Raw genomic sequence first — 26715 nt, 5'->3', positions numbered from 1 at the left:
GGTGAACGGATTGGACGGTATTTACATTTTAGAGGGAGCTAGAACAGCTTTCACATCATTCGGTAAGTCATTCGCAAGTATTGGTCCTACAGAGTTAGGTATAGTCACAGCGAAGGAAGCGATGAAACGTTCACAAGTATCTCCGGATGAAATCGATCAGGTCATTTATGGGAATGTGATCCATAGCAGTACAAATGCGCCATATGTAGCCCGTCATATCGCTACTGGATCAGGGGTTCCTGTCAGGACGCCAGCCATGCTCGTAAACCGTCTTTGTGGATCAGGCTTGCAATCTGTCATCTCTGGTGTGCATTCCTTGCTTTTGAATGAAGGGACCGCAGCTCTTGTAGGTGGGGTGGACAACATGTCGATGAGTCCCCACGTATCATTTACAAATCGATTCGGCCATCCTAAGCTGGGGAATGTCCAGTTCGAGGATATGTTGCTATTGACCTTAAGGGATGAAGCGATTGGAAATGGGATGGGGATCACCGCAGAGAACCTTTCTGGGCAGTACGGCATATCAAGGCAAGAGCAAGATGAATTTTCGACCATCAGCCATCAACGTGCATCCGAGGCAATCAAGTCAGGCCGTTTCAAGCGAGAAATCGTCCCTGTTGAAGTACAAGAGCGTAAAGATGTACGGACTGTAGAGACTGATGAGCATGTCAGGTCTACAACTTCTGTGGAAGGGCTGGCGAAACTGAAACCAACCTTTAAAAAAGGCGGGTCCGTTACAGCGGGTAACTCCAGTGGAATTAACGATGGAGCTGTTTCGTTGGTCATCGCAACTGAACCGTTCGTAAAAAAGAAAGGTATGGCTCCTCTTTCAAAAATCCGATCGTGGGCTGTCTGCGGCGTCGATCCAGCAGTCATGGGGATCGGCCCGGTTCCAGCAATCAAGATTGCCTTGGAACGAGCTGGTCTGTCAATTGATCAGATTGATTTGTTTGAGGTTAATGAAGCCTTTGCTACTCAATATTTAGCAGTTGAAAAGGAACTTGCCCTGGATCGTGAAAAGACCAATGTAAACGGTGGTGCTGTTGCACTTGGACATCCAGTCGGTGCTAGCGGATCACGATTATTGTTATCGCTTGCTTATGAACTACAGCTTCAAAACAAACGATTTGGGGTCGCAAGTCTTTGTATCGGTGGCGGCCAAGGAATCGCAATGGTCATTGAAAACGAAAATAGATGATACAAGAACCTCGAGTCATGTCTCGAGGTTCTTTTTTTGAAGGATGAGAAAGCATAAAAATTTTGGTGCTGTGAAGAAATGTCTAGCTCCAACGCCCAACCACTTGGATCACTTCAGACCTCCTGCGGCGGCGACACATTGAAGTACTACTTAAAATGTTACCCACGCAGAACCGAACTTTGTTTGGTTCGAGCCTCCTCGTCGGACTTCCAGTGCCCTTCGTGGTTGACCAGGGCGTTTGCGCTTTTCATTAGGCCGTTTCACAAATATAAATGTCAGTTTTACTAAATCAAAAGTTAAGTTTTCATTCTTTAGTCACGATGCTTATCATAGTATGTCTGCTTCGTCCATTGTTTGAATAGACTGATTTCCTCATCACTCAGGTCAACATTAGAAGCTTCCGTATTATCATCCACCTGTTCGACTGAACTGGCTCCAGGAATTGTCGTTGCGACAGCAGGATGATGCAATGGATAACGGAGTGCGAGATGAGACAGCATCCTTCCATCGGATATATCTTTCACCTTTATCATAAGATCATTGATTTCAGAAGGTACGTAGTCGAGGAATCCTTTTTCCGAAGCTTTTCCTGTAAAAATCCGGTCAGTAAGGTTCCCTTTTGCAAGCGGCCCCCTAGCGATTACAGATACACCATGGGCCTGGATCATGTTCAACCATTCTTCAGGTCTCCGATCCAATAGACTGTACTGCATCATGATACTGACAATATTGGAACGTTTAAGGTATTCTTTGATCACATTGGGGCGGATGGAGGATATACCATACTCACGGATCAATCCTTCTGCTTTTAAATCCTCGAATGCCTCGATGATTTCATCGATCGGATCATTGATCGTACCGCCGTGAAGCTGATACAAGTCGATGTAATCCGTGCCCAATCTCTGCAAGGAATGCTTGACAGCTGTTTTTATGTAATCTTTACTTGGTGCCCATTCCCAGCCTTCTTCAACATGGTCCCAACGGTTTCCCACCTTTGTTGCCAATACACATTGCTCCCGTTTTCCTTTCAAGGCTTTACCTACTAATTTTTCATTTTTCCCAAAATCGTAAAGATCAGCGGTGTCAATTAATGTAACGCCTTTATCAAGTGCTTTGTGGATGATCTTTGTCGCTTCTTTTTCATCAGATCTTAGTGACATGCACCCTAGTCCGAGTTCTGATACTTGTAATTCTGAAGATCCAAGTCTGTTTAATCTCATTAAGAGCACCTCCTGATTAGTACATTACCACGAGATGGAACCAGAAAACATCTTTCTTGATCTGGATGTATCTGTCTGACTCAGTTTATTCGAAAATATCGGTGCAGATTTCAAAAATATCGGTGCGTTTTCAAAATATATCGGTGATAACGCGGATTTTTTAGTCAATTCTTAATATAGAAGTAAAAACAACACCTAAGCGAAGGTGTTGTCTCATACCTGTTTCTTATGACGCCCTTCGATCCAATCCTGGACCGTGTTGTATTCCGCCATATATTTTTTCAACATGTAGCGTACTTGCCATGCTTTCCCGACTAATGTCACACTGTTTGGCTGCAAATAAACCTTCATGAATTTGACTCCCTTCGTCTCTCATAATTAGGATTAGGATAATCGCATATGATAGACTTTATGTATGGAAAGGTAGATTTAGCACAAGGAGTTATGTGATATGAAAAAGTTAGAAGAAAAAACGATCAATTCTGAGGTCATATATAACGGTAGAATTATCGATCTCCACCTTGAAGAGGTCGAACTTCCTGACGGAAAGACAAGCCAAAGGGAAGTCATAAAGCACCCAGGGGCAGTAGCCATTTTGGCGATTACATCAGAGAATAAAATCGTCCTTGTCCGTCAGTACCGGAAGCCGTTGAACCGGGAAATTATCGAAATACCTGCAGGAAAGCTTGAAAAGGGTGAAATTCCCGAAGTATGTGCACACCGTGAATTGGAAGAGGAAACAGGTTATCGGAGCAAAGAGCTGACATATCTCCAATCATTTTATACATCTCCAGGTTTTGCTGATGAACTCATTCATATTTTTTATACGGATCAGTTAGAGCAGGGTGAAGTCCAGTTGGATCAAGACGAGTTTGTCGAGAGGATGGAAGTGACCCTGGAAGAAGCGATTGAACTTGTTAAAACTCAAGAAATATATGATGCAAAAACAGCTTTTGCCATCCAATACCTACAGCTTAAGGATGCTGGATCTTAAATGGAACGAATCTTTGCAGACTTCCATATCCATTTAGGAAATACATTGTCCGGTAACCCGGTAAAAATATCAGCTTCTAAAAATTTGACGCTCCCTAATGTTTTGGAAACCTCGTTCCATGATAAAGGGATCCAGATGGTCGGGATCATCGATTGCCATGTGCCAGAGGTCATCTATGAACTGGAACAAATGATGGAAAAAGGCGAGTTGACTGAGCATCGTGAGGGTGGTTTGATACAAGAAAACGGTTGTTTGATTCTAGGTTCAGAAATTGAGATTTATGATGAAAATTGCCGTGGACCTATCCATGTATTAGTCTTTTTACCTTATTTAAGAAGCATGAAACATTTCAGCAATTGGTTGGTAGAACGGATGACAAATCGTAATCTTTCCTCGCAACGTTTTTACGGTGAAGCTGCTGAATTGCAAAAGAAGACGAAAGAACTGGATGGATTGTTTGTTATCGCTCACGCATTCACTCCTTTTAAAAGCTTGTATGGAAAAGGTGTTGAAAAAAGTTTGGTGGAAGTTTTCCAACCTGAAGAAATCGATGCAATCGAATTAGGCTTAAGTTGTGATACCCGTATGGCTGGCCACGTCGGAGAGTTAGAAGGTTATCCTTTCCTATCAAACTCAGATGCTCATTCACTGGAAAAGATCGGGCGGGAATACCAGTCACTCGAGGTTAAAGAGCTTTCGTTCAGGGAATTTTCCCTAGCGCTGAAAGGATTGGAGGGGAGAAACATAACTGGCAATTATGGACTCCATCCGCAACTTGGAAAGTACTTTCGGACCTGCTGTGCAAAATGCGGTACGTTGATCACTTCTGGGGAAAGCATAACATGCCCGCACTGTAAAAAAGGCCGTATAGTCAAAGGGGTCTCCAATCGGATTAATGAATTGTCGGACTCTGATAAACGGAACTCCATCTCAACTAGACCACCCTATACCCATCATGTACCTCTCGAGTTCATTCCCGGTATCGGACCAAGGATGCTGAATAAATTAAGAGAGAGGTTCGGAACAGACATGGAGGTCATTCATTTTGTTTCAGATGAAAATCTCTTGGAGGTTCTTCCAGCACGACTCGTAGATAAAATCATAGATTCAAGGAATGGGAACCTGAGTTTGAAAGAGGGCGGTGGAGGACGTTATGGGAAGCTTGATTAAAGAAATCTTTAAATAAACAGAACCCGGTCATACTCTATGATTTCCTTTCATAAATTGAAAGTAAGAGATCATGAGGGAGGAAATAGGATGGAGCATCGGGTTACTTATGGTATGAAACGAACATTTTCGCAACATTTACAAGAACATTCTTCCTTATATACATTTACTACCGTTTTACTCATGATGGGGATTGTGTTCGGTGCAGTCATTGTCAATAGTTTAAGTTTGATGCAGAAAGAAGATTTATTCCATTATCTGAACCGCTTTTTTGGACAAGTTTCGGGTGGGGAAGTGGCGAGTGCCTCTGCAATGTTCACACAAAGCTTCTTTCATTATATAAAATATATGGGATTGATCTGGCTTTTAGGTCTATCGATCATCGGGGTGCCGGTCATCCTTGTATTATTATTTTTAAAGGGGATGGTTGTCGGATTTACTGTCGGTTTTCTAGTTAATCAAATGGGCTGGCAAGGATTCCTGTTGTCTTTCGTTTCAGTCATGCCTCAAAACTTGATTCTGATTCCCGCGTTCATTTTGCTGACTACAGCAGCGGTTGCTATCTCCTTAACCCTGATCAAAGCCCAATTCTCAAACAGGATGAAGACGCCGTTGATGCCATTGTTATTAAGATACACGGCCATGGTGATCATTATTATGATTCTAGGGGCAAGTGCGTCTTTTATTGAAGCATTCCTATCCCCAACATTAATTAAAGCGACAATCGGTATTTTCAATTAATGACCTTATTAAGTAATAATAATTCTAATATCCAATTTAAAATAATTATAATTTGACACCCCCTATACCCGTGCTTATAATAAGAATATACATAGAGTGTGGGAGGGGTCGTCTTGGAAAATCGTATCAATCGTATCAAAAAACAGCTCCATTCACAGAGCTATAAACTTACCCCCCAGCGCGAGGCGACAGTCCGCGTTCTACTTGAGCGGGAAGAAGACCATTTAAGCGCCGAAGACGTGTATCTACTCGTCAAGGATAAAGCACCAGAGATCGGATTGGCTACTGTATACCGAACCTTGGAACTGCTTACTGAATTGAAAATTGTCGATAAAATCAATTTTGGGGATGGTGTATCAAGGTATGACCTTCGCAAAGAAGGGGCAGCCCACTTCCATCATCATTTAGTATGCATTGAATGTGGAGCAGTCGATGAGATTCAGGAAGACTTGCTTGGAGAAGTGGAACAAGTGGTCGAAAAGGATTGGAATTTCAAAATAAAAGATCATCGGCTTACCTTCCATGGAATCTGCCATCGATGCCATGATAAAGCAGATGTTGAAAATGAAGAAGAAGTGACGACGAAATAAGGAAAAGACTCGCTGAGATACCATGTTGCATGGAAAGACTGACCCGCATAGAATCATAGCAGAGGGTCAGTTTTCTTTTCGCTATACCGTTATGTAGTGGAGGCTTGGTATTGCTTTGTTTTCTTGTTACAATCCCAGTTTTGACGTATAATCTGCCAGTTTACAGGCATATCCTGTAAGAAGGACAAACTGGGAGGCAATACGATGGTTTCACTCATTCGTTTATTGTGGAGCTCATGCAAGGTTTTTCTTGCTTTTGCATGCTGTACACTTTTATTTTATTATGGCCTTTTATGGTTGAATGGACAATATCAAGATTTCCATCGATATGATGAGCCTGAAGGACGAGCAGTTAAAGTGTTCCAGGCTTATTCGGATGAAGAGGATGGATTTGATTGGATTGAAAGGCTACAACTATTTTATGAAATTGGGGAATAAGGAGCGTTTGCTCATGAAGGACGAGGTTCAGGATTATCTGCATTACTTGACCGTTGAACGTGGACTCTCTGACAATACACTGCAATCGTACCAGCGGGATTTGAAACAATACACGGCTTTTCTACAGAAGGAATTGGATCATAAGGACTTAAATCAAGTACGCAGAAACGATATCATGACGTATTTATACCACCTGAAAGATTCAGGACGAGCGTCAACGACGATTGCGAGGACGATCGCTTCTATACGATCGTTTCACCAATTTCTTATCCGTGAAAGGGTCACTGACCAGGACCCATCTGTACATATTGAAACACCGAAAACGGAGCGAAAGTTACCGAAGATTTTATCTTCACAAGAAGTAGAGAATTTGATGGAAGCGCCAGAAAGCAATTCAGCGTATGGTATAAGAGACCGTGCGATGATCGAACTATTATATGCGACAGGTATTCGTGTCTCTGAACTTATCCATTTGAATCTATCAGATGTTCATTTGACAATGGGATTTGTAAGATGCCTCGGAAAAGGGGACAAGGAGCGTATCATACCGGTGGGGAGGATGGCGACAGAAGCTTTGACAGCCTATATCGAAAAGGGACGGGGAAAGCTGCTGAAAAAAAAGACTACGGACGCATTATTTTTGAACCATCATGGAAACCGGCTTACGAGACAAGGCTTTTGGAAAATCTTGAAGAAACTGTCTCTAGCAGCGAATATCCAGAAAGAATTGACTCCTCATACATTAAGACATTCGTTTGCAACGCATTTGCTTGAAAATGGTGCCGATTTAAGAGCGGTACAGGAATTACTAGGTCATGTTGACATCTCTACGACACAGATTTATACACATGTAACGAAATCAAGATTGAAAGACATCTATTCAACCTATCATCCAAGAGCTTAAAAATAGATGAAAATACGTGAAAACGCTTTTAAAACATGATACACTTTTAAAAGTGCCCTTGGTGGGTACTTTCAGTTCTTTAAGAGGTCAGACTTCTGACCTTTACCTGTTGTTGTTTGATAAAACTTTCCAATGGAAATGGTATAAAATAGCGTAGATCAGGGAGGAAAATGTTATGACGGACTCGAAATTCAAACGGGTATTTTTGATCGTCATGGATTCGGTTGGAATTGGTGAAGCACCGGATGCAGCGAGATTCAATGATGAAGGGGCGGATACATTAGGCCACATCGCTGAAAAAATGAATGGCCTGGAAATGCCGAACATGGCAAAGCTTGGTCTTAGTAACATCCGTGAGATCAAAGGTATTGAGAAATCTGATAAGCCTGCAGCACATTACGGAAAAATGCAAGAAGCCTCTAATGGAAAGGACACGATGACAGGCCACTGGGAGATCATGGGCCTCCATATCGAGCAGCCATTCAAGACATTCCCGGATGGATTTCCTCAAGAACTTCTTAATGAACTAGAAGAAAAAACAGGTCGAAAAATCATCGGAAACAAACCAGCTTCAGGGACCGAAATTCTGGTGGAGCTAGGAAAAGAACATATGGAAACAGGGGCGTTGATCGTTTATACATCTGCGGATTCGGTCCTTCAAATTGCAGCTCATGAAGACGTGGTTCCAATCGAAGAGTTGTATGAGATATGTAAAATCGCCCGGGAATTGACACTGGACGAAAAGTATATGGTCGGTCGTATCATCGCACGTCCTTTCATTGGTGAGACGGGTGCGTTCGAGCGAACGGCAAACAGGCACGACTATGCGCTGAAGCCTTTCGGTCGTACCGTCATGAATGAGATGAAGGATGCGGAGTTTGATGTCATCGCCATTGGTAAAATCTCAGATATCTATGATGGTGAAGGGGTTACTAAGACAGTTCGGACCACATCGAATAGGGATGGAATGGATCAGATTGTAAAAATCGCTGATCAAAATTTTACTGGAATCAGTTTTTTGAATCTGGTTGATTTCGATGCTAAATTCGGTCACAGAAGGGATCCGATCGGTTATGGCGAAGCGTTGGAGGAGTTCGATGCCCGTCTACCTGAATTGCTTGGAAAGCTAAAAGAAGACGATCTGTTGCTGATCACGGCTGACCACGGGAACGATCCGGTCCATCATGGTACGGACCATACGAGAGAATATGTGCCGCTCCTTGCGTACCATAAGAATATTGAAGAAGGAAAAGAGCTTCCTTTGCGTGAGACATTCGCAGATGTAGGCGCAACGATTGCGGATAATTTTGAAATTACAGCTCCACAATTCGGAAAGAGCTTTTTAAAAGATTTATAAATGGAGGGCCACATGACATTGACAAACTCAATTCAACAAGCAGCAAAATATATAAAAGACAAAACGGATGTCAAGCCGACGATCGGATTGATACTAGGGTCGGGGCTTGGCGTTTTAGCAGAAAGAATCGAGAATCCGGTTTCGTTCCCCTATTCAAAAATCCCATCCTTTCCTGTATCGACTGTTGAAGGGCATGCTGGAGAGCTGATCATCGGTACCATTGAAGGGAAAACGGTCGTAGCAATGAAAGGGCGCTTCCATTATTACGAAGGGTATCCGATGGAGAAAGTGACGTTTCCTGTACGTGTGATGAAAGAAATTGGTGTGGAATCGTTGATTGTAACCAACGCTGCTGGAGGGATGAATGAATCCTTTGAAGCAGGAGATTTGATGCTCATTACGGATCATATCAATAATATCGGAGACCATCCATTGATCGGGCCTAACGATGATGCGCTGGGTGTCCGTTTCCCAGATATGTCCGATGCATACTCTGAACATCTTCAAGGCATCGCGAAACATGTGGCTGAGAAATTGAACATATCCATTCAAGAGGGTGTCTACATCGCTAATTCCGGACCATCTTATGAAACTCCAGCTGAAGTTAGGATGCTTCGTATTATGGGTGGAGACGCCGTCGGCATGTCAACAGTGCCTGAGGTGATTGTAGCCCGACACGGCGGTATGGAAGTACTCGGGATCTCCTGCATATCAAATATGGCTGCAGGTATCCTTGATCAACCGCTTACTCATGATGAAGTGATCGAAACGACTGAAAAAGTCAAAGCAAACTTCATGGATCTTGTACAGCAGATTGTAAAGAAGATATAAGGGGAGATGAAGATGTCGGAGCTAGGGTCGAAAATACGGGAGGCCGTCAAGTATATTACAGATCAAACAGAACACAAACCATCGATCGGATTGATTTTAGGGTCCGGTCTTGGAGATTTTGCTGAAGAAATTGAAGAGGCGACAAAAATCAATTACAGTGAAATTCCACATTTCCCTGTTTCAACAGTAGAAGGCCACGCTGGAAAGCTTGTCATTGGAACAATGAGCGGAAAGACAGTCGTAGCGATGCAAGGCCGTTTCCATTTTTATGAGGGGTATTCGTTACAGCAGGTCACTTTTCCAGTCCGGGTCATGAAGGGACTTGGCGTTGGACAGATGATTGTCACGAATGCCTGTGGCGGAATGAATCCAGACTTTGAAGCCGGTGACTTGATGATCATTGAAGATCACTTGAATTTGACTGGAGCCAATCCACTTATCGGACCGAACGAGAATGAACTAGGACCACGATTCCCAGATATGAGCACAGCTTATACACCGGAAATGATCGAATTGGTGAAGTCAGTTGCAAATGAAGAGGGAATCACCCTCCAACAAGGCGTTTACGCTTCCATCAGCGGACCAGCCTATATGACTCGAGCAGAGTTGAAGATGTTACGGACTCTGGGTTCGGATACTGTTGGTATGTCTACAGTACCGGAAGTGATTGTTGCACGACACATGGATATGAAAACGTTAGGGATCTCTTGCATCACTGACATGGCGATTCCTGAGGAACTGGAACCCCTTTCACATGAACAGGTAGTGGAAGTAGCAAACCGCACGAAACCGAAATTCAAGCAATTACTGCGATCAGTAATTGAAAAAGTTTAAAACAAGGACTGATATAGCATGAGAATGGTAGATCTGATTGAAAAGAAACGGAACGGTCTTGAATTGGCGAAAGATGAAATTGAGTTCATCATTGAAGGTTATACAAATGGAAATATCCCAGACTATCAGATGTCTGCTTTAGCAATGGCAATCTATTTTAAAGATATGACGGAAGAAGAACGTGCGAATTTTACGATGGCAATGGTAGACTCTGGAGACAAAATCGATCTCTCAGCTATTGGAGGAATCAAGGTCGATAAACATTCGACCGGGGGTGTAGGTGATACGACGACTCTTGTGCTTGCACCTCTTGTAGCGGCCGTTGGGGTCCCAGTAGCGAAAATGTCTGGTCGCGGTCTTGGACATACAGGGGGAACGATCGATAAGCTCGAAGCAGTACCAGGCTTCCATGTTGAAATCGATAAGGATGAATTCATCGGACTCGTCAATAAAAATAAAATTGCAGTCATCGGTCAGAGTGGAAATTTGACACCCGCGGATAAAAAGCTTTATGGACTGCGTGATGTGACTGCTACAGTAAACTCGATTCCGTTGATTGCAAGCTCCATCATGAGCAAGAAAATAGCTGCAGGCGCTGATGCGATCGTATTGGATGTCAAAACAGGTGCGGGAGCATTTATGACAGAAGTGGAAAAGGCGGAAGAACTTGCTCGGGCGATGGTGAAGATCGGTAAGAATGTCGGCCGTAACACGATGGCGGTCATCTCAGATATGAGCCAGCCACTCGGGTTTGCCATCGGAAATGCACTCGAAGTGAAAGAAGCTGCCGACACGTTACGTGGTGAAGGTCCTGAAGACCTTGAAGAACTGTGCTTGACACTCGGTTCCTTCATGGTCATGCTTGCAAAGAAAGCCGATACGAAGGAAGAAGCTCGGCAATTGCTGCTTGATGTAATGAAGAATGGAAAGGCGATAGATACGTTCAAGACATTCTTGAAGGCGCAGGGTGGAGATGAAACGGTCATTGATGACCTGAGCAAATTACCGACAGCTAAACATGAAATTCCTTTTATTGCTGAGAAAGATGGATATGTATCTGAAATCAAGGCGAATGAAGTCGGGACTGCAGCCATGCTGTTAGGTGCTGGCCGTGCTACCAAAGAATCTGAAATCGATCTTGCAGTGGGCATCGTCCTTCATAAAAAAGTTGGCGATGAAGTGAAATCGGGTGAAACCATTGCAACCTTGCACAGCAACCAAGAAACAGTCGACGAAGTATTGAAGAAATTAGACAGTGCATATACGATTTCTTCTGTAAAAGTGGCAGCTCCCCCTCTTGTTTATAAAGAAATCATGTAAATTCACGAAAGCTGTTCGTAAACCGATTGAAGTTTACGGGCGGCTTTTTTTAGTTGTGATTCTCTAACGATTCTTTTGTTTTGCAAATTTACCATTCCGTTTTGCAAATCAAATTTTTTTCCCCACTTCACCAAATTCTTTCATAAAGTATAAACTGCCCAAAATTGGAAAATATAAGAATACTAAGAATGGAGGGATTATGTCTATGAAACGCTTTTTTTTATCTATGATAGCGGCAGTGATGGGGGTCTCAGTTCTAACACCGGCTGCATTTGCTAATGAAAATCATGTTCCAGTCAATTCTCTAGCAGATAAAGCCTCATCTGCAATTTTGATTGAAAGAGATACAGGAACCGTTTTATTTGATAAAAATGCTGATGAAAAGCTTCCGCCTGCAAGTATGACGAAGATCATGACCATGATTCTCGTAATGGAAGCTTTACATAAGGGCAAAATCAATCTGAAAGATAAAGTAAGAACAAGTGAATATGCAGCATCCATGGGTGGTTCACAGATTTTTCTTGAAGCAGGAGAAGTGATGACTGTCGAAGAGATGCTTAAAGGTGTTGCTTTGGCTTCTGGAAATGATGCCTCAGTGGCTCTTGGCGAATTCATCGCAGGGACGAATGAGGCTTTCGTCAAAATGATGAATGATAAAGCGAAGGAGCTTGGCCTGAAAAACACCAAATTCAAGAATGCGACAGGTCTCCCAGAGAAGGATCATTATAGTACAGCAAGAGATATGGCATTGATGGCAAAGGAACTATTGAAGTATGAGCAGATCACGAAATATACAGGGATGTATGAGGATTATCTACGCCAGAATACCGACAAAAAATTCTGGCTAGTCAATACCAACAAGCTGGTCAAATTCTATCCTGGTGTCGATGGACTCAAAACAGGTTATACGAATGAAGCGAAATATTGTCTGACAGCGACCGCTAAAAAAGACGATATGCGAGTCATTGCTGTCGTTATGGGTGCCCCGACGACAAAAGAACGGAATACCCAAGTGACACAAATGCTTGATTATGCATTTGCGAACTATGAAACTGAACGAATCTACGAAAGACACCAGATGATCGATAAGATCCCGGTCCAAAAAGGTGTATCCAAGACTGTACAAATGGCGACTTCAGAACCAATCTCCCTTTTAATGAAGAAAGGTGAGAAAAAGATGAAGCTGACAACAGAAATCAAAATCAATAAACAGGTGAAAATGCCGATTGAAAAAGGTGAACGTCTTGGAACGCTAGTTGTCAAAAACAACGGAAAAACGGTAACTGAATCTCCATTGGTTGCATCTGAAAATGTAGAAGCAGCAAATTGGTGGGGGCTGTTCAAGCGAACGGTAGGAAAGTTTTCACAAACTCCGTAAATTTTCGCATATTAACAGATTATAAATCGATTCAACACTAGTTTTGTCAGTGAGGAGGATTCCATCATCGCCATATAGAAATGACTCACTACCGAGATGAAGGAGGAGAGGTTAGTGAGTCTTAGCGTGAAACTCGAAGTCAAAGATCGTGTACTGTGTATTCGATTAGCCGGCGAATTGGACCATCATACAGCAGAACAGTTACGTACAGAGGTTGATCAAACGATCAAGGAAAATAATATCCACGATATCGTATTGAATTTGGAAGCTTTGTCATTTATGGATAGTTCGGGGTTAGGCGTAATCCTTGGACGTTATAAATTGATCAAAAGTCAAGATGGAGAAATGGTCGTATGTTCAATCTCCCCTTCTGTCAAAAGACTGTTTGAAATGTCAGGCATGTTCAAGATCATTCGTCTTGAAGATAGTGAACAAAAAGCTTTGCACACGCTGGGGGTGGCGTAATGAAAAATGTCATGAAGATGGAATTCTCTGCACGTAGTGAAAATGAATCATTTGCCAGGGTCACAGTTGCATCCTTCATCGCACAGCTTGATCCGACCGTAGATGAGTTGACTGAAATCAAAACCGTCGTTTCTGAAGCTGTTACGAATGCGATCATTCATGGATACGATAACAATGCAGACGGTATGGTTTACATTGAATGCATCCTTGATGAGGGCTTTGTCGAATTGACGATCCGCGATGAAGGGGTCGGAATCGATGACTTGGACGAAGCGCGACAACCCTTATTCACAACAAAGCCTGAATTAGAAAGATCCGGGATGGGCTTTACAATCATGGAAAATTTCATGGACCAAATTGAAATCGAAACAGAAAAATCCTTCGGCACCACGATTCGCTTGAAGAAGTATTTGACAAATCACAAAGCGCTTTGTAATTAAGGAGCTGAGCCATGGATTTGGACGTCAAACAAGACAAAAAGAATAGGTACCTCAATGACAAGGAAATGAAAGAGTTGATCCAACGTAGTCAAGAAGGCGATCAGACAGCCAGAGATACCATTGTCGAGAAAAATATGAGATTGGTCTGGTCTGTTGTACAACGCTTTTTGAACAGGGGGTACGAGCCGGATGACCTTTTTCAGATCGGCAGTATCGGTCTGCTTAAATCTGTAGATAAATTCGATCTTAGTTATGACGTAAAATTCTCCACCTATGCAGTTCCGATGATCATAGGGGAAATCCAACGGTTCATCCGTGATGATGGCACAGTTAAAGTCAGTCGCTCGCTGAAGGAACTCGGGAATAAAGTCCGTAAGGCCCGAGATGAACTTTCGAAAGACCTCGGTCGCACTCCAACCGTAAATGAAATCGCGACAAAGCTTGGAATCAGTGCTGAGGAAGTGGTGATGGCCCAAGAAGCTGTACGTGCCCCATCATCGATCCACGAAACCGTGTATGAAAATGATGGTGATCCAATTACATTGCTTGATCAAATATCGGATCAAGGTGATTCGAAGTGGTTCGACCAGATCGCATTGAAGGAAGCGATCCAAACTTTGAATGAACGGGAAAGGCTAATTGTCTATCTACGCTATTATAAAGATCAGACACAATCAGAAGTTGCAACCCGGCTCGGCATATCCCAAGTACAGGTTTCAAGGCTTGAAAAGAAAATCCTCCAAGATATGAAAACCCAGATGGACGAATGAATCGTCTATCTGGGTTTTTTATTGAAAGAAAGCCTCCTTGTGGCACTTCCAGTGACCTTCGTGGCTGATCAGGGCGTTTGCGCTTTTCTTGATAAGGTGTCGGGTTTTGCGGAATGTTGACTATAGTCCTCAACAAACTCTTCCTGATTTCTTCGATTTTCTCCTCAAAAATTTATAGTTCATTCAGGAAAGTCTGAAAAATCCTCCTATTTACTCCGTTTTTGTAATCCATTTAATTACGCTAACATCCAATACAAACGTACTAACAACGAGTATTTCACTATGAAGATTACTGGATGAAGGTTTTAAAAACCATTGGGTTGCATCGATTGAACAGGTAATTACTGGATAGATTGCGTTGACAGAATGAGAGAGGTTTGGAAGAAACATACTACACATAAACGAATTGGCATAAGGGAGGACTTTCTTTGGAAGTTGAAGCGGTTTATTTACGTATGCGGCATAGGCTTCTTTGTTCACCTGGACAGACGATACGGATCAAAGACTTAGCTCAACTCGTCGGCCCTGAAGATGTCATTCAAGAAATTGGCCATATGATTGTCCATAAAATAACGGTGCAAGATAAAACAATCGTCATCATAGATCTTATGGAAGTGTTGAAAACGATCAGAAAGAAAATTCCGTTATTGGATATTCAAACGGTCGGTACACCGCAAACAATCATTGAAGTCCAGTACAAGAGACCAAAAATTACTGGTGTTTATTTTGTGATTGTCTGGATCCTCTTATTCATCGGTGCTGCACTTGCGATCATGAATTTTCATGAAGATGTCAGTATGCAGCAGGTCCATCAAAAGATTTATTATTTGGTGACTGGACGAAGAAATGACTATCCGCTCCTTTTACAAGTACCTTATTCTATCGGGCTTGGGTTAGGGATGGTCCTTTTTTTCAACCACATTTTCAAGAAACGTTTCAACGAAGAACCAAGCCCGCTTGAAGTAGAAATGTTCAACTATCAACAAGATTTGGACCAATACGTCATCATGAATGAGAATAAAGAGAACGAGAAGAAAGCTCATGACGATTAAAATCATCACTGTCATGTTAATAGGCTTAGGCGCTGGACTTGCGGTGGGGGCAGGATTCGTTGCTATTTTAACGGTATTTGGCATCATTCCCCGTTTAATGCAGATTACGAAAACCAACTCAAAGATCAGAAGTTATGAAATAAGCATCATTACCGGCGTATTGTTTTCGAGTTGGTACGGATTGAGGGATTACACCATTTCCTCTAGCCAATGGCTGCTTATCCCAATCGGTCTGGCAAGCGGTACTTTCATTGGAATGCTGGCTGCTGCTTTGACAGAAGTACTGAATGTCCTGCCGGTTCTTATGAAGCGTGTTGGTTTCAAAGAACAAGTCCTCATCTTGTTGATGGCAATATTATTTGGAAAAGTGATAGGATCGCTGTTTCACTGGATTTTCTTCGTTCATCTGTAAATTTAGAGGTATAAAGGAGCTGTTACACATGGGTAAGAACGAATTTTCACCCGAACAACAAGCATATAAAGAAAAGATCAAACCACTACAACCGACACCACCTTATTTTGTGAATTGTCTAAAGGCTTTTTTGATCGGAGGATTGATATGTGCGATTGGACAAGGAATCACTAATTTTTACATCACCTTTTTCAATTTCACAGAGAAAACTGCCGGAAACCCAACAGTAGCAACCCTGATCCTTGTCGCCTCTTTGCTCACGGGAATCGGGGTCTACGACAAGCTTGGGCAATTTGCCGGAGCAGGCTCAATCGTCCCTGTAACCGGCTTCGCAAACGCTGTGACGAGTGCTGCGCTTGAACATAAAAGTGAAGGGCTCGTATTGGGAGTCGCAACAAACCTTTTCAAATTGGCAGGAGCAGTAATTGTATTCGGTGCTGTCGCTGCCTATATAATCGGTATGATCCGATATTTGTTCCAGATGGTATTATGACGCATTAGGAGGATCAACAACAATGAAGCTTACAGGTAAACAAACTTGGACATATACAAAACCCTTATACATCAATGCTACAGGAACCGCAGTCGGTCCTGAAGAAGCGGCAGGTCCGCTTGGTGAAACGTATGATATCACATTCGGGGATCTTCATTGTGGACAAGAGAATTGGGAACTCGCTGAACGCCATTTGATGGAGCAAGCAATCGATGCTTGCATGAAAAATGCTGGGAAAACCCCTGATGAGATGGATTTATTTTTATCCGGTGATCTCATCAATCAGACCGTCATTGCAAACTATACAGCACGTAAAAACCAGATTCCTTATTTAGGGATGTTTGGGGCTTGTTCAACATCGATGGAGACGCTGGCATTAGCTTCAGCGCTGGTTGATGGTGATTTTGCAAATACCGTTTTGACTGCTGTGAGCAGCCATAACGCTACAGCTGAAAGGCAATTCCGATACCCGACCGAATATGGGGGACAAAAACCTGACACAGCGACTTACACGGTTACAGGTGCAGGGGCTTCTATCATCAGTTCAAACCCGTCACCATACCAAATCAAAATGGCTACCATTGGCAGGGTGTTGGATCTAGGGATAACCGATCCTTTCGATATGGGTTCAGCGATGGCACCGGCAGCAGCTGACACGATTGCAACCCATTTTGAAGATACAGGCCGTTCGCCTGGTGATTATGATTTGATCGTTACTGGTGATTTGTCAGCTGTAGGTTCGCCGATCCTGCTTGAACTTTTGCGAGAAAAGAACTACGATTTGTCCTCCAATCATCAAGACTGTGGCTTATTAGTCTACCGACCTGATCAGCCAGTTTTTGCTGGAGGCAGCGGTTGTGCGTGTTCAGCCGTCGTTACGTATGGACACCTTTTAAAGGAAATGAAAGAAGGAAAACTGAAACGGATCTTTGTTGTTGCAACAGGAGCTTTGATGAATCCAATGATGGTCCAGCAAAAGGAAACAATCCCTACGATCGCTCATGGGGTCGTAATAGAAGCCGCTGATGGAGGTGGTGTTTGATGGTCGAGTATTTCATAGCGTTTGTAGTCGGAGGTCTCATCTGTGTAGTCGGTCAATTACTGATGGATATTTTTAAACTGACACCAGCCCATGTTACTTCAAGCTTCGTTGTGGCAGGAGCAGCACTGGATGGTTTTGGTTTATACGATAAATTGATCCAGTTTGCAGGAGCGGGTGCTACAGTTCCAATTACAAGCTTCGGACACTCTCTTCTTCATGGTGCGATGGCAGAAGCCGATGAACACGGATTTATCGGAATTGCGATGGGGATCTTCCAGCTGACCTCTGCTGGGATCTCCTCAGCCATACTTTTTGGTTTTATCGTGGCGGTCCTTTTTAAACCTAAAGGATGATTGAATATGAAAAAACGAGTCATCATGATCACTGACGGAGATTTATACGCATTGAAAGCAGTGGAGCAAATCGCAAAGGATATAGGCGGCCGTTGTATTTCCCAATCTTGAGGGAATCCAACCAGGATCACGGGTGATGAAATGGTGGCCATGATCCTATCCACACCCTATGATCCAGTCCTGGTCATGTTTGATGATTGCGGATATCGGGGTGAGGGTCCAGGAGAAAGGGCGATGCGGGTTGTTGCGAATCATCCGGACATCGACGTAATCGGGGCGATTGCCGTCGCATCGAAAACACACCTGGAAGAATGGACCCATGTGGATGTAAGCATCGACCGTTTTGGTGAATTATCCGCTTATGGTGTGGATAAAAGCGGACTTCCAGATATGGAGTTGGGCCGTTTGGATGGTGATACGGTTTATGTTCTAGATGAACTGGATATTCCATTTATCGTCGGTGTGGGGGATATCGGAAAAATGTCAGGCATCGATACTGCTGAAAGAGGAGCTCCGATTACAAGGCAAGCGGTCCAACTCATCTTAGAAAGGAGTGCCCGGAATGCATCCAAAGAAAGAGGAAACACCGATTCATAAAAAAATCGCCGAGAATGAAAAGTTCCTTAAAGATAAGATGGGAATTGGAAAAAGCTTCGATGTAGGTGTTCGCAAAATGAACATCTTAAATAAAGAAGTCCACATCTATTATTGTACAGGTCTATGTGACAGTGAGTTCATCATCATGCTCTTGAAAGAACTGCTTGAAGTAGACCACGAATATCGGACGAGCGCAAAAACGAAAGATGTCATTAAAAATCACCTTGCGCATCAACAAGTTTCTACAGCTAAGAATTTGGACGAAGTAATCGACCGAGTCCTTTCAGGGCTGATTGCCGTATTGATCGATGGCCAAAACGAAGGATTTATCGTTGATGTAAGAAGTTACCCGGGTCGTACCCCACAAGAGCCTGATGTCGAAAAAGTTGTCCGTGGATCCCGTGATGGATATACAGAAAACATCGTGGAAAACACAGCTCTGACACGAAGGCGTCTGAGGGATGGACGTTTACGAAACGAAATCATGCAAGTTGGAGACCGTTCAAAGACAGATGTCTGTATCTCTTTTTTAGAAGATGTAGCAGACCCTGGTTTAATTGAAACAATCCGAGGAGAGCTGAAAGCGATCCGTATCGATGGAATCCCGATGGCTGACAAGACTGTTGAAGAATTTTTAGTGAAGCAAGGTTGGAATCCGTTTCCACTCGTAAGGTATACTGAACGGCCTGACGTTGCTGCAACCCATCTGTTGGAAGGACATGTCCTTGTTTTCGTGGATACGTCCCCAAGTGTCATCATCACACCAACGACATTTTTCCATCACGTCCAGCATGCTGAAGAATATCGCCAGACCCCTATGATCGGTGCTTTTTTAAGGTGGATCCGGTTTGCGGGGATGTTGACGTCGATATTTTTACTGCCACTCTGGCTGCTGTTTGTCCTCCATGGTGAATTACTTCCAGAGAATATTGATTTTATCGGACCGAATAAAAAGTCTAATATCCCGATCTTTCTTCAAATCATTTTTGCTGAAATGGGTATTGATGTCCTAAGGATGGCTGCAATCCATACGCCATCCGCACTTTCGACAGCAATGGGACTGATCGCTGCAGTACTGATCGGGCAGATCGCGATCGATGTTGGATTATTCGTTTCCGAAGTCATTTTATATGTGGCTCTAGCGGCGATCGGCTCATTTTCAACTCCGAGTTATGAGATGAGTATCGCCAATAAGATCGTAAGGCTGATATTGATTACACTCGTATTCCTTTTCGGGGTCCCTGGATTCGTGATAGGTTGTACCGCCGTTTTGTTATACATGTGCAGTATCAAAAATTTGAATACACCATATCTATGGCCTTTCATTCCATTCAATCCACAAGCTATGCTACAAGTGTTGGTGAGGGTCGCTGTCCCTTTATCAAAGGTTAGGCCAAGTATTGTCCATCCACAGCAGCATAAAAAACAATCTGATGCATGAAATTTAGATGTTGATTCAATCGCACATTTATGCTACAGTAGTTCTTAATTTAATAATTGCCTCATTAAAACGTAATGGGGTAGAGGCGCAGAGAGAATGAGTAGTTGTTCGTAGCCAGGGGGGGCGATGAAGAACAATAAAAGGTCAATTTGCCGAAGCATGCTTAATCCCAATTAAGCCTGCTGGGCCGTTGCTGAATAAGTAACGGACTGTCACTACAAAACGTAGTGGAGAGCTATTCCGACTGATGAGGGTACGGGTGAAAAACCAGTTTAATGTACCGTGCATAGGCTGGTTTTTAGTATTTTTATCAGTTAATACGCTTTCTCCAAATAGAGAGGGGAGAATTTGATTAATGGCATTTTTAGGAACCGGAACAATGAACAAACTAGGACATTTAGAAATCGGCGGGGTAGATACGATCGAAATGGCGAAGGAATTCGGCACCCCTCTTTACGTTTATGATGTTGCAAAAATCAGAAAACAGGCGCAGGCATTCTGCACAACTTTCCAAGAGAGGAACGTTGAAGCAAAAGTTGCCTACGCAAGTAAAGCTTTTGCTAGTGTTGCGATGTTTCAATTAGTGGATGAGGAAGGACTTTGTCTTGATGTTGTATCAGGCGGAGAACTTTATACAGCGCTTCATGCAGGATTTCCAACTGAAAAGATTCACTTTCATGGGAATAATAAGAGTTATGAAGAACTTCAGATGGCTGTCCATGAAGGTGTAGGGTGCATTGTAGTCGACAACTTTCATGAGCTTGACCTCATCAAGCAGGTAGGTCAGCAATTGAACAAGGTCACCCCTGTACTTTTGAGGATTACACCTGGAATTGAAGCTCACACACATGATTACATCCTGACAGGTCAAGAAGACTCCAAGTTCGGATTTGATATCGTCAGTAAACAAGCGGATCAAGCGCTGCATGAAAGTTTGTCATCTGAACATATGGAAGTTCTCGGTGTCCATTGTCATATCGGCTCACAAATTTTTGAAGCGGATGGTTTCGTCATGGCTGTCCAGAAGGTTTTCAAGCAGCTGTCAGAATGGAAAAGTTCAAAAGGTTTTGAAGCGGAAGTTGTAAATCTTGGCGGAGGTTTTGGCATTGCACATACTTCTGAAGAAACCTCAATCTCGATTGAGAAGGTAATCAACGTCTTGATCGATGAAGTGGAAAAACAGGTTGATGACCATGATCTCAACATGCCGGAGATTTGGATCGAACCGGGACGATCACTGGTTGGCGAAGCTGGCACAACTCTCTACACGATCGGGTCCGAAAAAAGAATTCCAGGTGTCCGGAATTATGTCTCTGTAGATGGTGGGATGACGGATAATATCCGTCCTGCCCTTTATCAGGCGAAATATGAAGCTGTAATTGCAAACCGCCTGTTGCAAAAAAACATGCAAACAGTATCCATTGCCGGAAGATGCTGTGAATCCGGCGACATGTTGATCCATGACATTCAGCTTCCCAAAACCTCCCAGGGAGATATTTTAGCGATGTTCTGTACGGGAGCTTACGGTTACGCGATGGCGAACAATTATAATCGTCTGCCAAGACCAGCTGTCGTCTTTGTTGAAAATGAAGAGGCCCAATTGGTAGTCGAAAGAGAGTCCTATAAAGATCTGATCCATCTCGACAGACCATTGAAAAAAACACTTGTATCAACAAGTTATTAACCCCTGGAACCCAGGGGTTTTTCCCTTTACTTCACCTTTTAAAAGACATACAATAGAACTACTTGTTCGCAGAGGAGGATGTTAAATGAAAAAAGGAAGCATTGAATTTGAAAATGGCGAAAAAGTCTTGATCGACTTTTATCCTGAGGAAGCACCAAATACCGTAGCAAACTTTGAAAAACTTGCCAATGAAGGTTTTTATAATGGACTTACTTTCCATCGTGTCATCCCTGGATTCGTATCACAGGGTGGATGCCCATCTGGAACAGGGACTGGGGGGCCAGGATACACGATCGATTGTGAAACAGAAGGGAATCCGCATAAACATAAGCCTGGCACACTTTCAATGGCACACGCTGGGAAGAATACAGGCGGAAGCCAATTCTTCATTGTCCATGAAAGCCAGCCACATTTAGACGGTGTACATACCGTTTTCGGCCAGGTGACAGAAGGTCTAGACGCTGTCTTAAGAACGAGAAATGGCGATGTCATGAAAGAAGTCAAAGTCTGGGAAGAATAGAATGTAATCGATCGACTCTGATGAAGGGTCGATCTTTTTTAATGGCTATGAAAATGCAGAAATCTGTCTATGGAAGCATCATACACAATAGAGAGCCTAAAAAGGAATTTTGTGTCCACATAGTAATATATAAAAATGAGGAAAATGCTTCGTATCATTGAAATCTGACCTTTTCCTTGCTAAAGTGTCGAATTAAGAGTAACATGTAAGTACAATAAAAAACATTTCCTTCGGGGCAGGGTGAAATTCCCAACCGGCGGTGATAAAGCATAAGCTTTTCAGTCCGTGACCCGTTGCTTTCGTGACGGTGGATTCGGTGCAAATCCGAAGCCGACAGTATAGTCTGGATGGGAGAAGGAACTAATACATGAAGTAGATGAGATGCTTAAAGTAACCGTGAATGCTCGGCTGCCTGGGCCTGATTTGTTATGGCTTTTTTAAAAAGGCAATTTGTCGTCATACAGGTTTCTTGAACATGGTCGGTCTACTTTTATTCTCACTCGTCTTTTCTGAACAATCGTTCAGTCTTTTGAAGTCGAGGTTTATTTCCAATGCTCTCAAAACCCCGAACATGCTTAAATGCATCTTTGGGGTTTTTTATTTCACTTAAAGAAAGTATAAAATACTTTCTTCAGTATAAGTGCAACTATGACTCAGCTTACGCCTAAGGCTTGGCTTTACCAAGTTTTTCTTTATTGGCTTTATAGAAAATTTCAGCGAAAATCGCTTCACGTATGCAGGGAAAAAACAGGTCATGCGAGGCTTAACAGCTAGGAACGGTGGAGCGGACTTGGATGCTTGCGGATCCTACCTCTTACCGGGAGCTAATTTCGCGAAAATTACAAGTGTTTTTAACCTAGAGAAATATCTTATCGGCAATGGTGAAAAGAGGAGATACGATGGAACACGCTCGCTATATGAATTTAGCTATTGAAATGGCGAAACAGACCCCCGGCCAAACTGCCCCTAATCCTAAGGTTGGCGCTGTCGTCGTAAAGAACGGGGAAATTGTTGGTTTAGGTGCACATTTGAAAGCAGGCGAAGGCCATGCTGAAGTCCATGCGTTGCAAATGGCTGGTGACAACGCAAAAGGGGCAACGATGTATGTCACATTAGAGCCTTGCAGCCACCATGGAAAAACACCCCCATGCGCTGATCTTGTAATCGAACGAGGGATCCAGACCATCTATATTGCAACAACGGATCCGAATCCGTTGGTAGCTGGAAGGGGTATAAAGAGACTTAAACAGGCCGGTCTGGATGTGAATGTCGGATTAAATGAACAGAGCGCGGTTGCTCTGAATCCGATTTTCAATCATTTTATGAGGACGAACCTGCCATTCGTCACATTAAAATCGGCTTCGAGCATGGACGGTAAGATTGCGACGAAAACTGGTCATAGCAAATGGATTACCGGTCCTGAAGCGAGATTGGATGTCCATCGTTATCGACATGAACACGATGCGATTTTGGTCGGGATCGATACGATCATAAAGGATGATCCTTCACTAACAACGCGACTTCCATCAGGAGGGAAAAATCCGATTCGCCTCGTAATGGATACTCATTTACGAATTCCGAAACAATCGAAGGTATTGAATGATCGGGAATCACCCACCTGGATCATAACAGGTAATCAAGTTTCAGGAACAGAGATACAAGCCTTTCAGAATGATCATGTTCGAATTTTAAAGATGCCTGAAGAAAAAATAAGTATACATGCCTTGTTGGAGCGCCTCGCACAAGAAAGGATCACTTCCATCTTTATAGAAGGCGGTGGAACCATCCACGCAAGTTTTATAAAAGAAAAAGCCTTCCAACAAATCGTTACTTATCTCGCACCGATGTTGATCGGTGGGCAATCAAGCCCTTCACTCATAGGGGGAGAAGGGATTGAAAGGATATCAGATGCGATGGAGCTTGAAATGATTTCATATGAAAAAATCGGAAAAGACTTGAAAATCGTTTCAATACCGAAGGGGAGATCTTGATGTTTACAGGAATCATCGAAGAAATTGGAAAAATACAATCGGTTAAAGAATCTGCTGAAGGTTATGTCGTCCGGATCGAAGCTAGGAAAGTCCTTGAGGATGTGAATCTTGGTGATAGTATTTCCGTAAACGGAATTTGCTTGACTGTCACATCATTCGAATCTTCTTCTTTCAGTGTCGATGTAATGCCGGAAACACTACGTCACACCAACTTGAAATCGTTGAGAACAGGGGATGGCGTCAACTTAGAACGTGCGATGGCAGCTGGCGGAAGGTTTGGAGGACATTTCGTATCTGGCCATATTGATGGAGTTGGAGAAATTGTCCGGAAGACCAGGAAACAAAACGCCATCTACTATGAGATCAAAGCACCAAAGGAACTTCAACTTTACTTTATGAACAAAGGTTCTGTTGCAGTTGATGGGACAAGTCTTACAATCTTCGGAGTGACAGATTCTACATTTACCCTATCACTCATTCCTCATACTGTTGAAGAATCAGTCCTAGGTAGTAAAGATGAAGGGGATCATGTCAATATTGAATGTGACATGTTAGTCAAATATATGGATAACTTAATACAAAAAAGGACAAAGGAAACACAATCAAGTCGATTGACTGAAGAATTTCTATCGGAACATGGATTTTGATCAATAGAGGATGGTGATAGCAAATGTTCGATCCAATTGAAGAAGCAATATATGAATTAATGCAAGGAAAAATCGTCATCGTTTGTGATGATGAAGATCGTGAGAATGAAGGTGACTTCATTGCACTGGCAGATCGTGTCACGCCTGAGGTTGTGAATTTCATGGTTACCCATGGACGTGGTCTTGTTTGTACACCGATTACAGAAGAGCTCGCACAAAAACTGGACCTCAACCCGATGGTGAATCATAATACGGATCCTCACAGTACAGCTTTTACCGTAAGTATAGACCATAAGTCAGCTACTACAGGGATTTCAGCCCAAGAACGCGCCGTTACGATGAAAGCATTGTTAGACCCGAATGCTGTCCCAGCTGATTTTAAACGACCTGGGCATGTCTTTCCGTTGATCGCAAAGCAGGGTGGAGTACTAAGAAGGGCGGGACATACAGAAGCTGCCATTGATCTTGCCAGGCTTTCGGGAGCGAAACCAGCCGGTGTCATTTGTGAAATCATGAATGAAGATGGTACGATGGCACGTGTACCCCAGCTGCGTAAAATTGCAGATGAATATCATCTGAAAATGATAACGATCAAGGATCTGATCCAATATCGGAACCGTAAAGATAAATTGGTCAAAAAAGAGATCGAGATAAATTTGCCTACCGGTTTTGGTGAATTCAGAGCAATAGGATATTCGAACATTCTTGATCAAAAAGAACATGTCGCTTTAGTGAAAGGTGAAATCATTCCGGATGAGCCAACCTTGGTACGTGTCCATTCGGAATGTCTGACAGGAGATGTATTCGGTTCGTATCGATGTGACTGCGGTCCGCAACTCCATGCTGCATTGTCCCAAATCGAAGAAGAGGGCAATGGCGTCCTCCTTTACATGAGGCAAGAGGGACGTGGTATCGGCCTCCTAAATAAGATGAAAGCATATAAGCTTCAAGAAGAGGGATTGGATACCGTAGAGGCGAATGAAAAACTCGGCTTCGCCCCGGATCTTCGGGATTATGGTATTGGAGCTCAAATATTAAGAGATCTCGGAATTACAAAAATGAAACTTCTGACGAATAATCCTCGTAAAATCAAAGGACTGAGCGGGTATGGTCTTGAAGTTGTCGATCGCGTGCCGATTCAGATGCCGCATCGGGTTGAAAACGAAAAATATTTGAAAACAAAACATAGTAAGCTTGGGCATATGCTCCACTTTTAACAGTCAAACATTACATTGCTTGAATACAAACACTTTAATTTGGACAAATCAGGAGGCTCTAATTATGGGAACGATTTTTGAAGGGAACTTAATAGGAACAGGATTGAAAGTCGGAATTGTAGTTGGTCGATTCAATGAACTCATTACAGGGAAGCTATTGTCTGGTGCAGAGGATGCTTTGAAGCGGCATGGCATCAAGGAACAAGACATTGATGTGGCCTGGGTCCCGGGGGCATTTGAAATTCCATTGATCGCCAAAAAAATGGTGGAATCAGACAAATATGATGCTGTCATCACGTTGGGGACGGTCATAAGAGGCTCTACACCTCACTTTGACTATGTATGTAGCGAAGTGGCGAAAGGGGTCTCAAGCCTTTCATTGAATTCCGGAACACCTGTGATTTTCGGGGTTTTGACGACGGATTCAATCGAACAGGCAGTTGAACGCGCGGGTACGAAAGCTGGCAATAAAGGTTGGGAAGCAGCTGTATCAGCAATTGAAATGGGCAACCTGTGCCGTTCTTTCGATAAATAAAAAGTAAAACAAACTCCGAATCACCGAATTTATTATCATGACAAAGATAGAGGGATCATTCTAGGATAATGGGCAAAATTCGCA

General features: G+C 43.0%; 29 protein-coding genes, 1 pseudogene and 2 riboswitches. Of the genes and pseudogenes, 28 read left to right on the top strand and 2 right to left on the bottom strand.

Going from position 1 to position 26715, the window contains the following annotated elements; genetic code table 11:
• Nucleotides 1–10: 10 nt before the first annotated feature.
• Entirely contained in the window at nucleotides 11–1198 is a 1188-nt protein-coding gene (locus L1611_RS00970) for a thiolase family protein (RefSeq protein ID WP_236311124.1), read from the top strand.
• 311 nt (nucleotides 1199–1509) lie between these two features.
• Here the strand turns inward: L1611_RS00970 and L1611_RS00965 are convergent, their stop codons facing one another.
• A complete protein-coding gene (locus tag L1611_RS00965) occupies nucleotides 1510–2418 on the bottom strand; it encodes an aldo/keto reductase (RefSeq protein WP_236311122.1) in 909 nt (302 codons plus the stop codon).
• Between the two features lie 213 nt (nucleotides 2419–2631).
• The gene (gene mciZ / locus L1611_RS00960; RefSeq protein WP_225063800.1) at nucleotides 2632–2769 is read right to left on the bottom strand and encodes a Z-ring formation inhibitor MciZ; all 138 of its coding nucleotides are present in this window, start codon (nucleotides 2767–2769) and stop codon (nucleotides 2632–2634) included.
• 100 nt (nucleotides 2770–2869) lie between these two features.
• Here mciZ and L1611_RS00955 point away from each other — a divergent pair, with 100 nt between their 5' ends.
• From L1611_RS00955 to ribH, 27 genes and pseudogenes are all read left to right on the top strand, one after another.
• Nucleotides 2870–3412 (top strand): NUDIX domain-containing protein, encoded by a 543-nt coding sequence (locus L1611_RS00955; RefSeq protein WP_236311120.1) that lies wholly within the window; start codon nucleotides 2870–2872, stop codon nucleotides 3410–3412.
• Complete coding sequence (locus L1611_RS00950) at nucleotides 3413–4582, top strand: endonuclease Q family protein (protein ID WP_236311118.1); 1170 nt, start codon at nucleotides 3413–3415, stop codon at nucleotides 4580–4582.
• A gap of 87 nt (nucleotides 4583–4669) precedes the next feature.
• The gene (gene spoIIM, locus L1611_RS00945; RefSeq protein ID WP_236311115.1) at nucleotides 4670–5320 is read left to right on the top strand and encodes a stage II sporulation protein M; all 651 of its coding nucleotides are present in this window, start codon (nucleotides 4670–4672) and stop codon (nucleotides 5318–5320) included.
• A 113-nt stretch (nucleotides 5321–5433) separates the two neighbouring features.
• Nucleotides 5434–5910 (top strand): ferric iron uptake transcriptional regulator, encoded by a 477-nt coding sequence (gene fur / locus L1611_RS00940; protein WP_236311113.1) that lies wholly within the window; start codon nucleotides 5434–5436, stop codon nucleotides 5908–5910.
• A gap of 204 nt (nucleotides 5911–6114) precedes the next feature.
• Nucleotides 6115–6348 (top strand): YqzK family protein, encoded by a 234-nt coding sequence (locus L1611_RS00935; RefSeq protein WP_236311111.1) that lies wholly within the window; start codon nucleotides 6115–6117, stop codon nucleotides 6346–6348.
• 13 nt (nucleotides 6349–6361) lie between these two features.
• Nucleotides 6362–7252, top strand: a complete 891-nt coding sequence (xerD, locus tag L1611_RS00930) for a site-specific tyrosine recombinase XerD (protein ID WP_236311108.1) — start codon at nucleotides 6362–6364, stop codon at nucleotides 7250–7252.
• A gap of 175 nt (nucleotides 7253–7427) precedes the next feature.
• Nucleotides 7428–8609, top strand: a complete 1182-nt coding sequence (gene deoB, locus L1611_RS00925) for a phosphopentomutase (RefSeq protein WP_236311106.1) — start codon at nucleotides 7428–7430, stop codon at nucleotides 8607–8609.
• Nucleotides 8610–8621: 12 nt separating this feature from the next.
• Entirely contained in the window at nucleotides 8622–9440 is an 819-nt protein-coding gene (locus L1611_RS00920) for a purine-nucleoside phosphorylase (RefSeq protein WP_236311103.1), read from the top strand.
• A gap of 12 nt (nucleotides 9441–9452) precedes the next feature.
• Nucleotides 9453–10274, top strand: coding sequence for a purine-nucleoside phosphorylase (locus tag L1611_RS00915; RefSeq protein ID WP_236311101.1), 822 nt, complete (start codon nucleotides 9453–9455; stop codon nucleotides 10272–10274).
• Nucleotides 10275–10292: 18 nt separating this feature from the next.
• A complete protein-coding gene (locus L1611_RS00910; protein WP_236311099.1) occupies nucleotides 10293–11594 on the top strand; it encodes a pyrimidine-nucleoside phosphorylase in 1302 nt (433 codons plus the stop codon).
• A gap of 205 nt (nucleotides 11595–11799) precedes the next feature.
• On the top strand, nucleotides 11800–12972 hold the full coding sequence (locus L1611_RS00905; RefSeq protein ID WP_236311096.1) for a D-alanyl-D-alanine carboxypeptidase family protein: 1173 nt from the start codon (nucleotides 11800–11802) through the stop codon (nucleotides 12970–12972).
• 114 nt (nucleotides 12973–13086) lie between these two features.
• The gene (gene spoIIAA, locus L1611_RS00900) at nucleotides 13087–13437 is read left to right on the top strand and encodes an anti-sigma F factor antagonist (protein ID WP_225063811.1); all 351 of its coding nucleotides are present in this window, start codon (nucleotides 13087–13089) and stop codon (nucleotides 13435–13437) included.
• Nucleotides 13437–13877, top strand: a complete 441-nt coding sequence (gene spoIIAB, locus L1611_RS00895; RefSeq protein ID WP_225063812.1) for an anti-sigma F factor — start codon at nucleotides 13437–13439, stop codon at nucleotides 13875–13877. Before spoIIAA ends, spoIIAB begins: the two co-directional genes overlap by 1 nt.
• Nucleotides 13878–13888: 11 nt before the next feature.
• Entirely contained in the window at nucleotides 13889–14647 is a 759-nt protein-coding gene (gene sigF / locus L1611_RS00890; RefSeq protein WP_236311094.1) for an RNA polymerase sporulation sigma factor SigF, read from the top strand.
• A 428-nt stretch (nucleotides 14648–15075) separates the two neighbouring features.
• Nucleotides 15076–15699, top strand: coding sequence for a stage V sporulation protein AA (locus tag L1611_RS00885; protein ID WP_265738322.1), 624 nt, complete (start codon nucleotides 15076–15078; stop codon nucleotides 15697–15699).
• A complete protein-coding gene (locus tag L1611_RS00880) occupies nucleotides 15689–16111 on the top strand; it encodes a stage V sporulation protein AB (RefSeq protein ID WP_236311091.1) in 423 nt (140 codons plus the stop codon). The genes L1611_RS00885 and L1611_RS00880 overlap by 11 nt, the downstream gene beginning before the upstream one ends.
• Nucleotides 16112–16139: 28 nt before the next feature.
• On the top strand, nucleotides 16140–16604 hold the full coding sequence (gene spoVAC / locus L1611_RS00875; protein WP_236311088.1) for a stage V sporulation protein AC: 465 nt from the start codon (nucleotides 16140–16142) through the stop codon (nucleotides 16602–16604).
• A 22-nt stretch (nucleotides 16605–16626) separates the two neighbouring features.
• Complete coding sequence (spoVAD, locus tag L1611_RS00870) at nucleotides 16627–17646, top strand: stage V sporulation protein AD (protein ID WP_236311086.1); 1020 nt, start codon at nucleotides 16627–16629, stop codon at nucleotides 17644–17646.
• A complete protein-coding gene (gene spoVAE, locus L1611_RS00865; protein WP_236311084.1) occupies nucleotides 17646–17999 on the top strand; it encodes a stage V sporulation protein AE in 354 nt (117 codons plus the stop codon). Before spoVAD ends, spoVAE begins: the two co-directional genes overlap by 1 nt.
• Nucleotides 18000–18005: 6 nt before the next feature.
• A pseudogene (gene spoVAEA / locus L1611_RS00860) lies at nucleotides 18006–18596 on the top strand (stage V sporulation protein SpoVABEA).
• Nucleotides 18562–20037 (top strand): spore germination protein, encoded by a 1476-nt coding sequence (locus L1611_RS00855; RefSeq protein ID WP_236311082.1) that lies wholly within the window; start codon nucleotides 18562–18564, stop codon nucleotides 20035–20037. The pseudogene spoVAEA and the gene L1611_RS00855 overlap by 35 nt, the downstream one beginning before the upstream one ends.
• 72 nt (nucleotides 20038–20109) lie before the next feature.
• A riboswitch (Lysine riboswitch) is annotated at nucleotides 20110–20283 on the top strand.
• Between the two features lie 109 nt (nucleotides 20284–20392).
• Nucleotides 20393–21721 (top strand): diaminopimelate decarboxylase, encoded by a 1329-nt coding sequence (gene lysA / locus L1611_RS00850; protein ID WP_236311080.1) that lies wholly within the window; start codon nucleotides 20393–20395, stop codon nucleotides 21719–21721.
• An 85-nt stretch (nucleotides 21722–21806) separates the two neighbouring features.
• A complete protein-coding gene (locus L1611_RS00845) occupies nucleotides 21807–22241 on the top strand; it encodes a peptidylprolyl isomerase (RefSeq protein ID WP_225063821.1) in 435 nt (144 codons plus the stop codon).
• Nucleotides 22242–22463: 222 nt separating this feature from the next.
• Nucleotides 22464–22604: riboswitch (FMN riboswitch) on the top strand.
• A 536-nt stretch (nucleotides 22605–23140) separates the two neighbouring features.
• Complete coding sequence (gene ribD / locus L1611_RS00840) at nucleotides 23141–24232, top strand: bifunctional diaminohydroxyphosphoribosylaminopyrimidine deaminase/5-amino-6-(5-phosphoribosylamino)uracil reductase RibD (protein WP_236311076.1); 1092 nt, start codon at nucleotides 23141–23143, stop codon at nucleotides 24230–24232.
• Nucleotides 24232–24879, top strand: a complete 648-nt coding sequence (ribE, locus tag L1611_RS00835) for a riboflavin synthase (RefSeq protein ID WP_236311074.1) — start codon at nucleotides 24232–24234, stop codon at nucleotides 24877–24879. Before ribD ends, ribE begins: the two co-directional genes overlap by 1 nt.
• A gap of 23 nt (nucleotides 24880–24902) precedes the next feature.
• Complete coding sequence (locus L1611_RS00830) at nucleotides 24903–26096, top strand: bifunctional 3,4-dihydroxy-2-butanone-4-phosphate synthase/GTP cyclohydrolase II (RefSeq protein ID WP_236311072.1); 1194 nt, start codon at nucleotides 24903–24905, stop codon at nucleotides 26094–26096.
• A gap of 64 nt (nucleotides 26097–26160) precedes the next feature.
• The gene (gene ribH / locus L1611_RS00825; protein ID WP_236311070.1) at nucleotides 26161–26631 is read left to right on the top strand and encodes a 6,7-dimethyl-8-ribityllumazine synthase; all 471 of its coding nucleotides are present in this window, start codon (nucleotides 26161–26163) and stop codon (nucleotides 26629–26631) included.
• Nucleotides 26632–26715 lie beyond the last annotated feature (84 nt).

Source organism: Pseudalkalibacillus salsuginis, from assembly GCF_021646685.1.
GTDB lineage: Bacteria > Bacillota > Bacilli > Bacillales > Fictibacillaceae > Pseudalkalibacillus > Pseudalkalibacillus salsuginis.
This window is presented reverse-complemented; position numbering and strand designations above follow the sequence as displayed.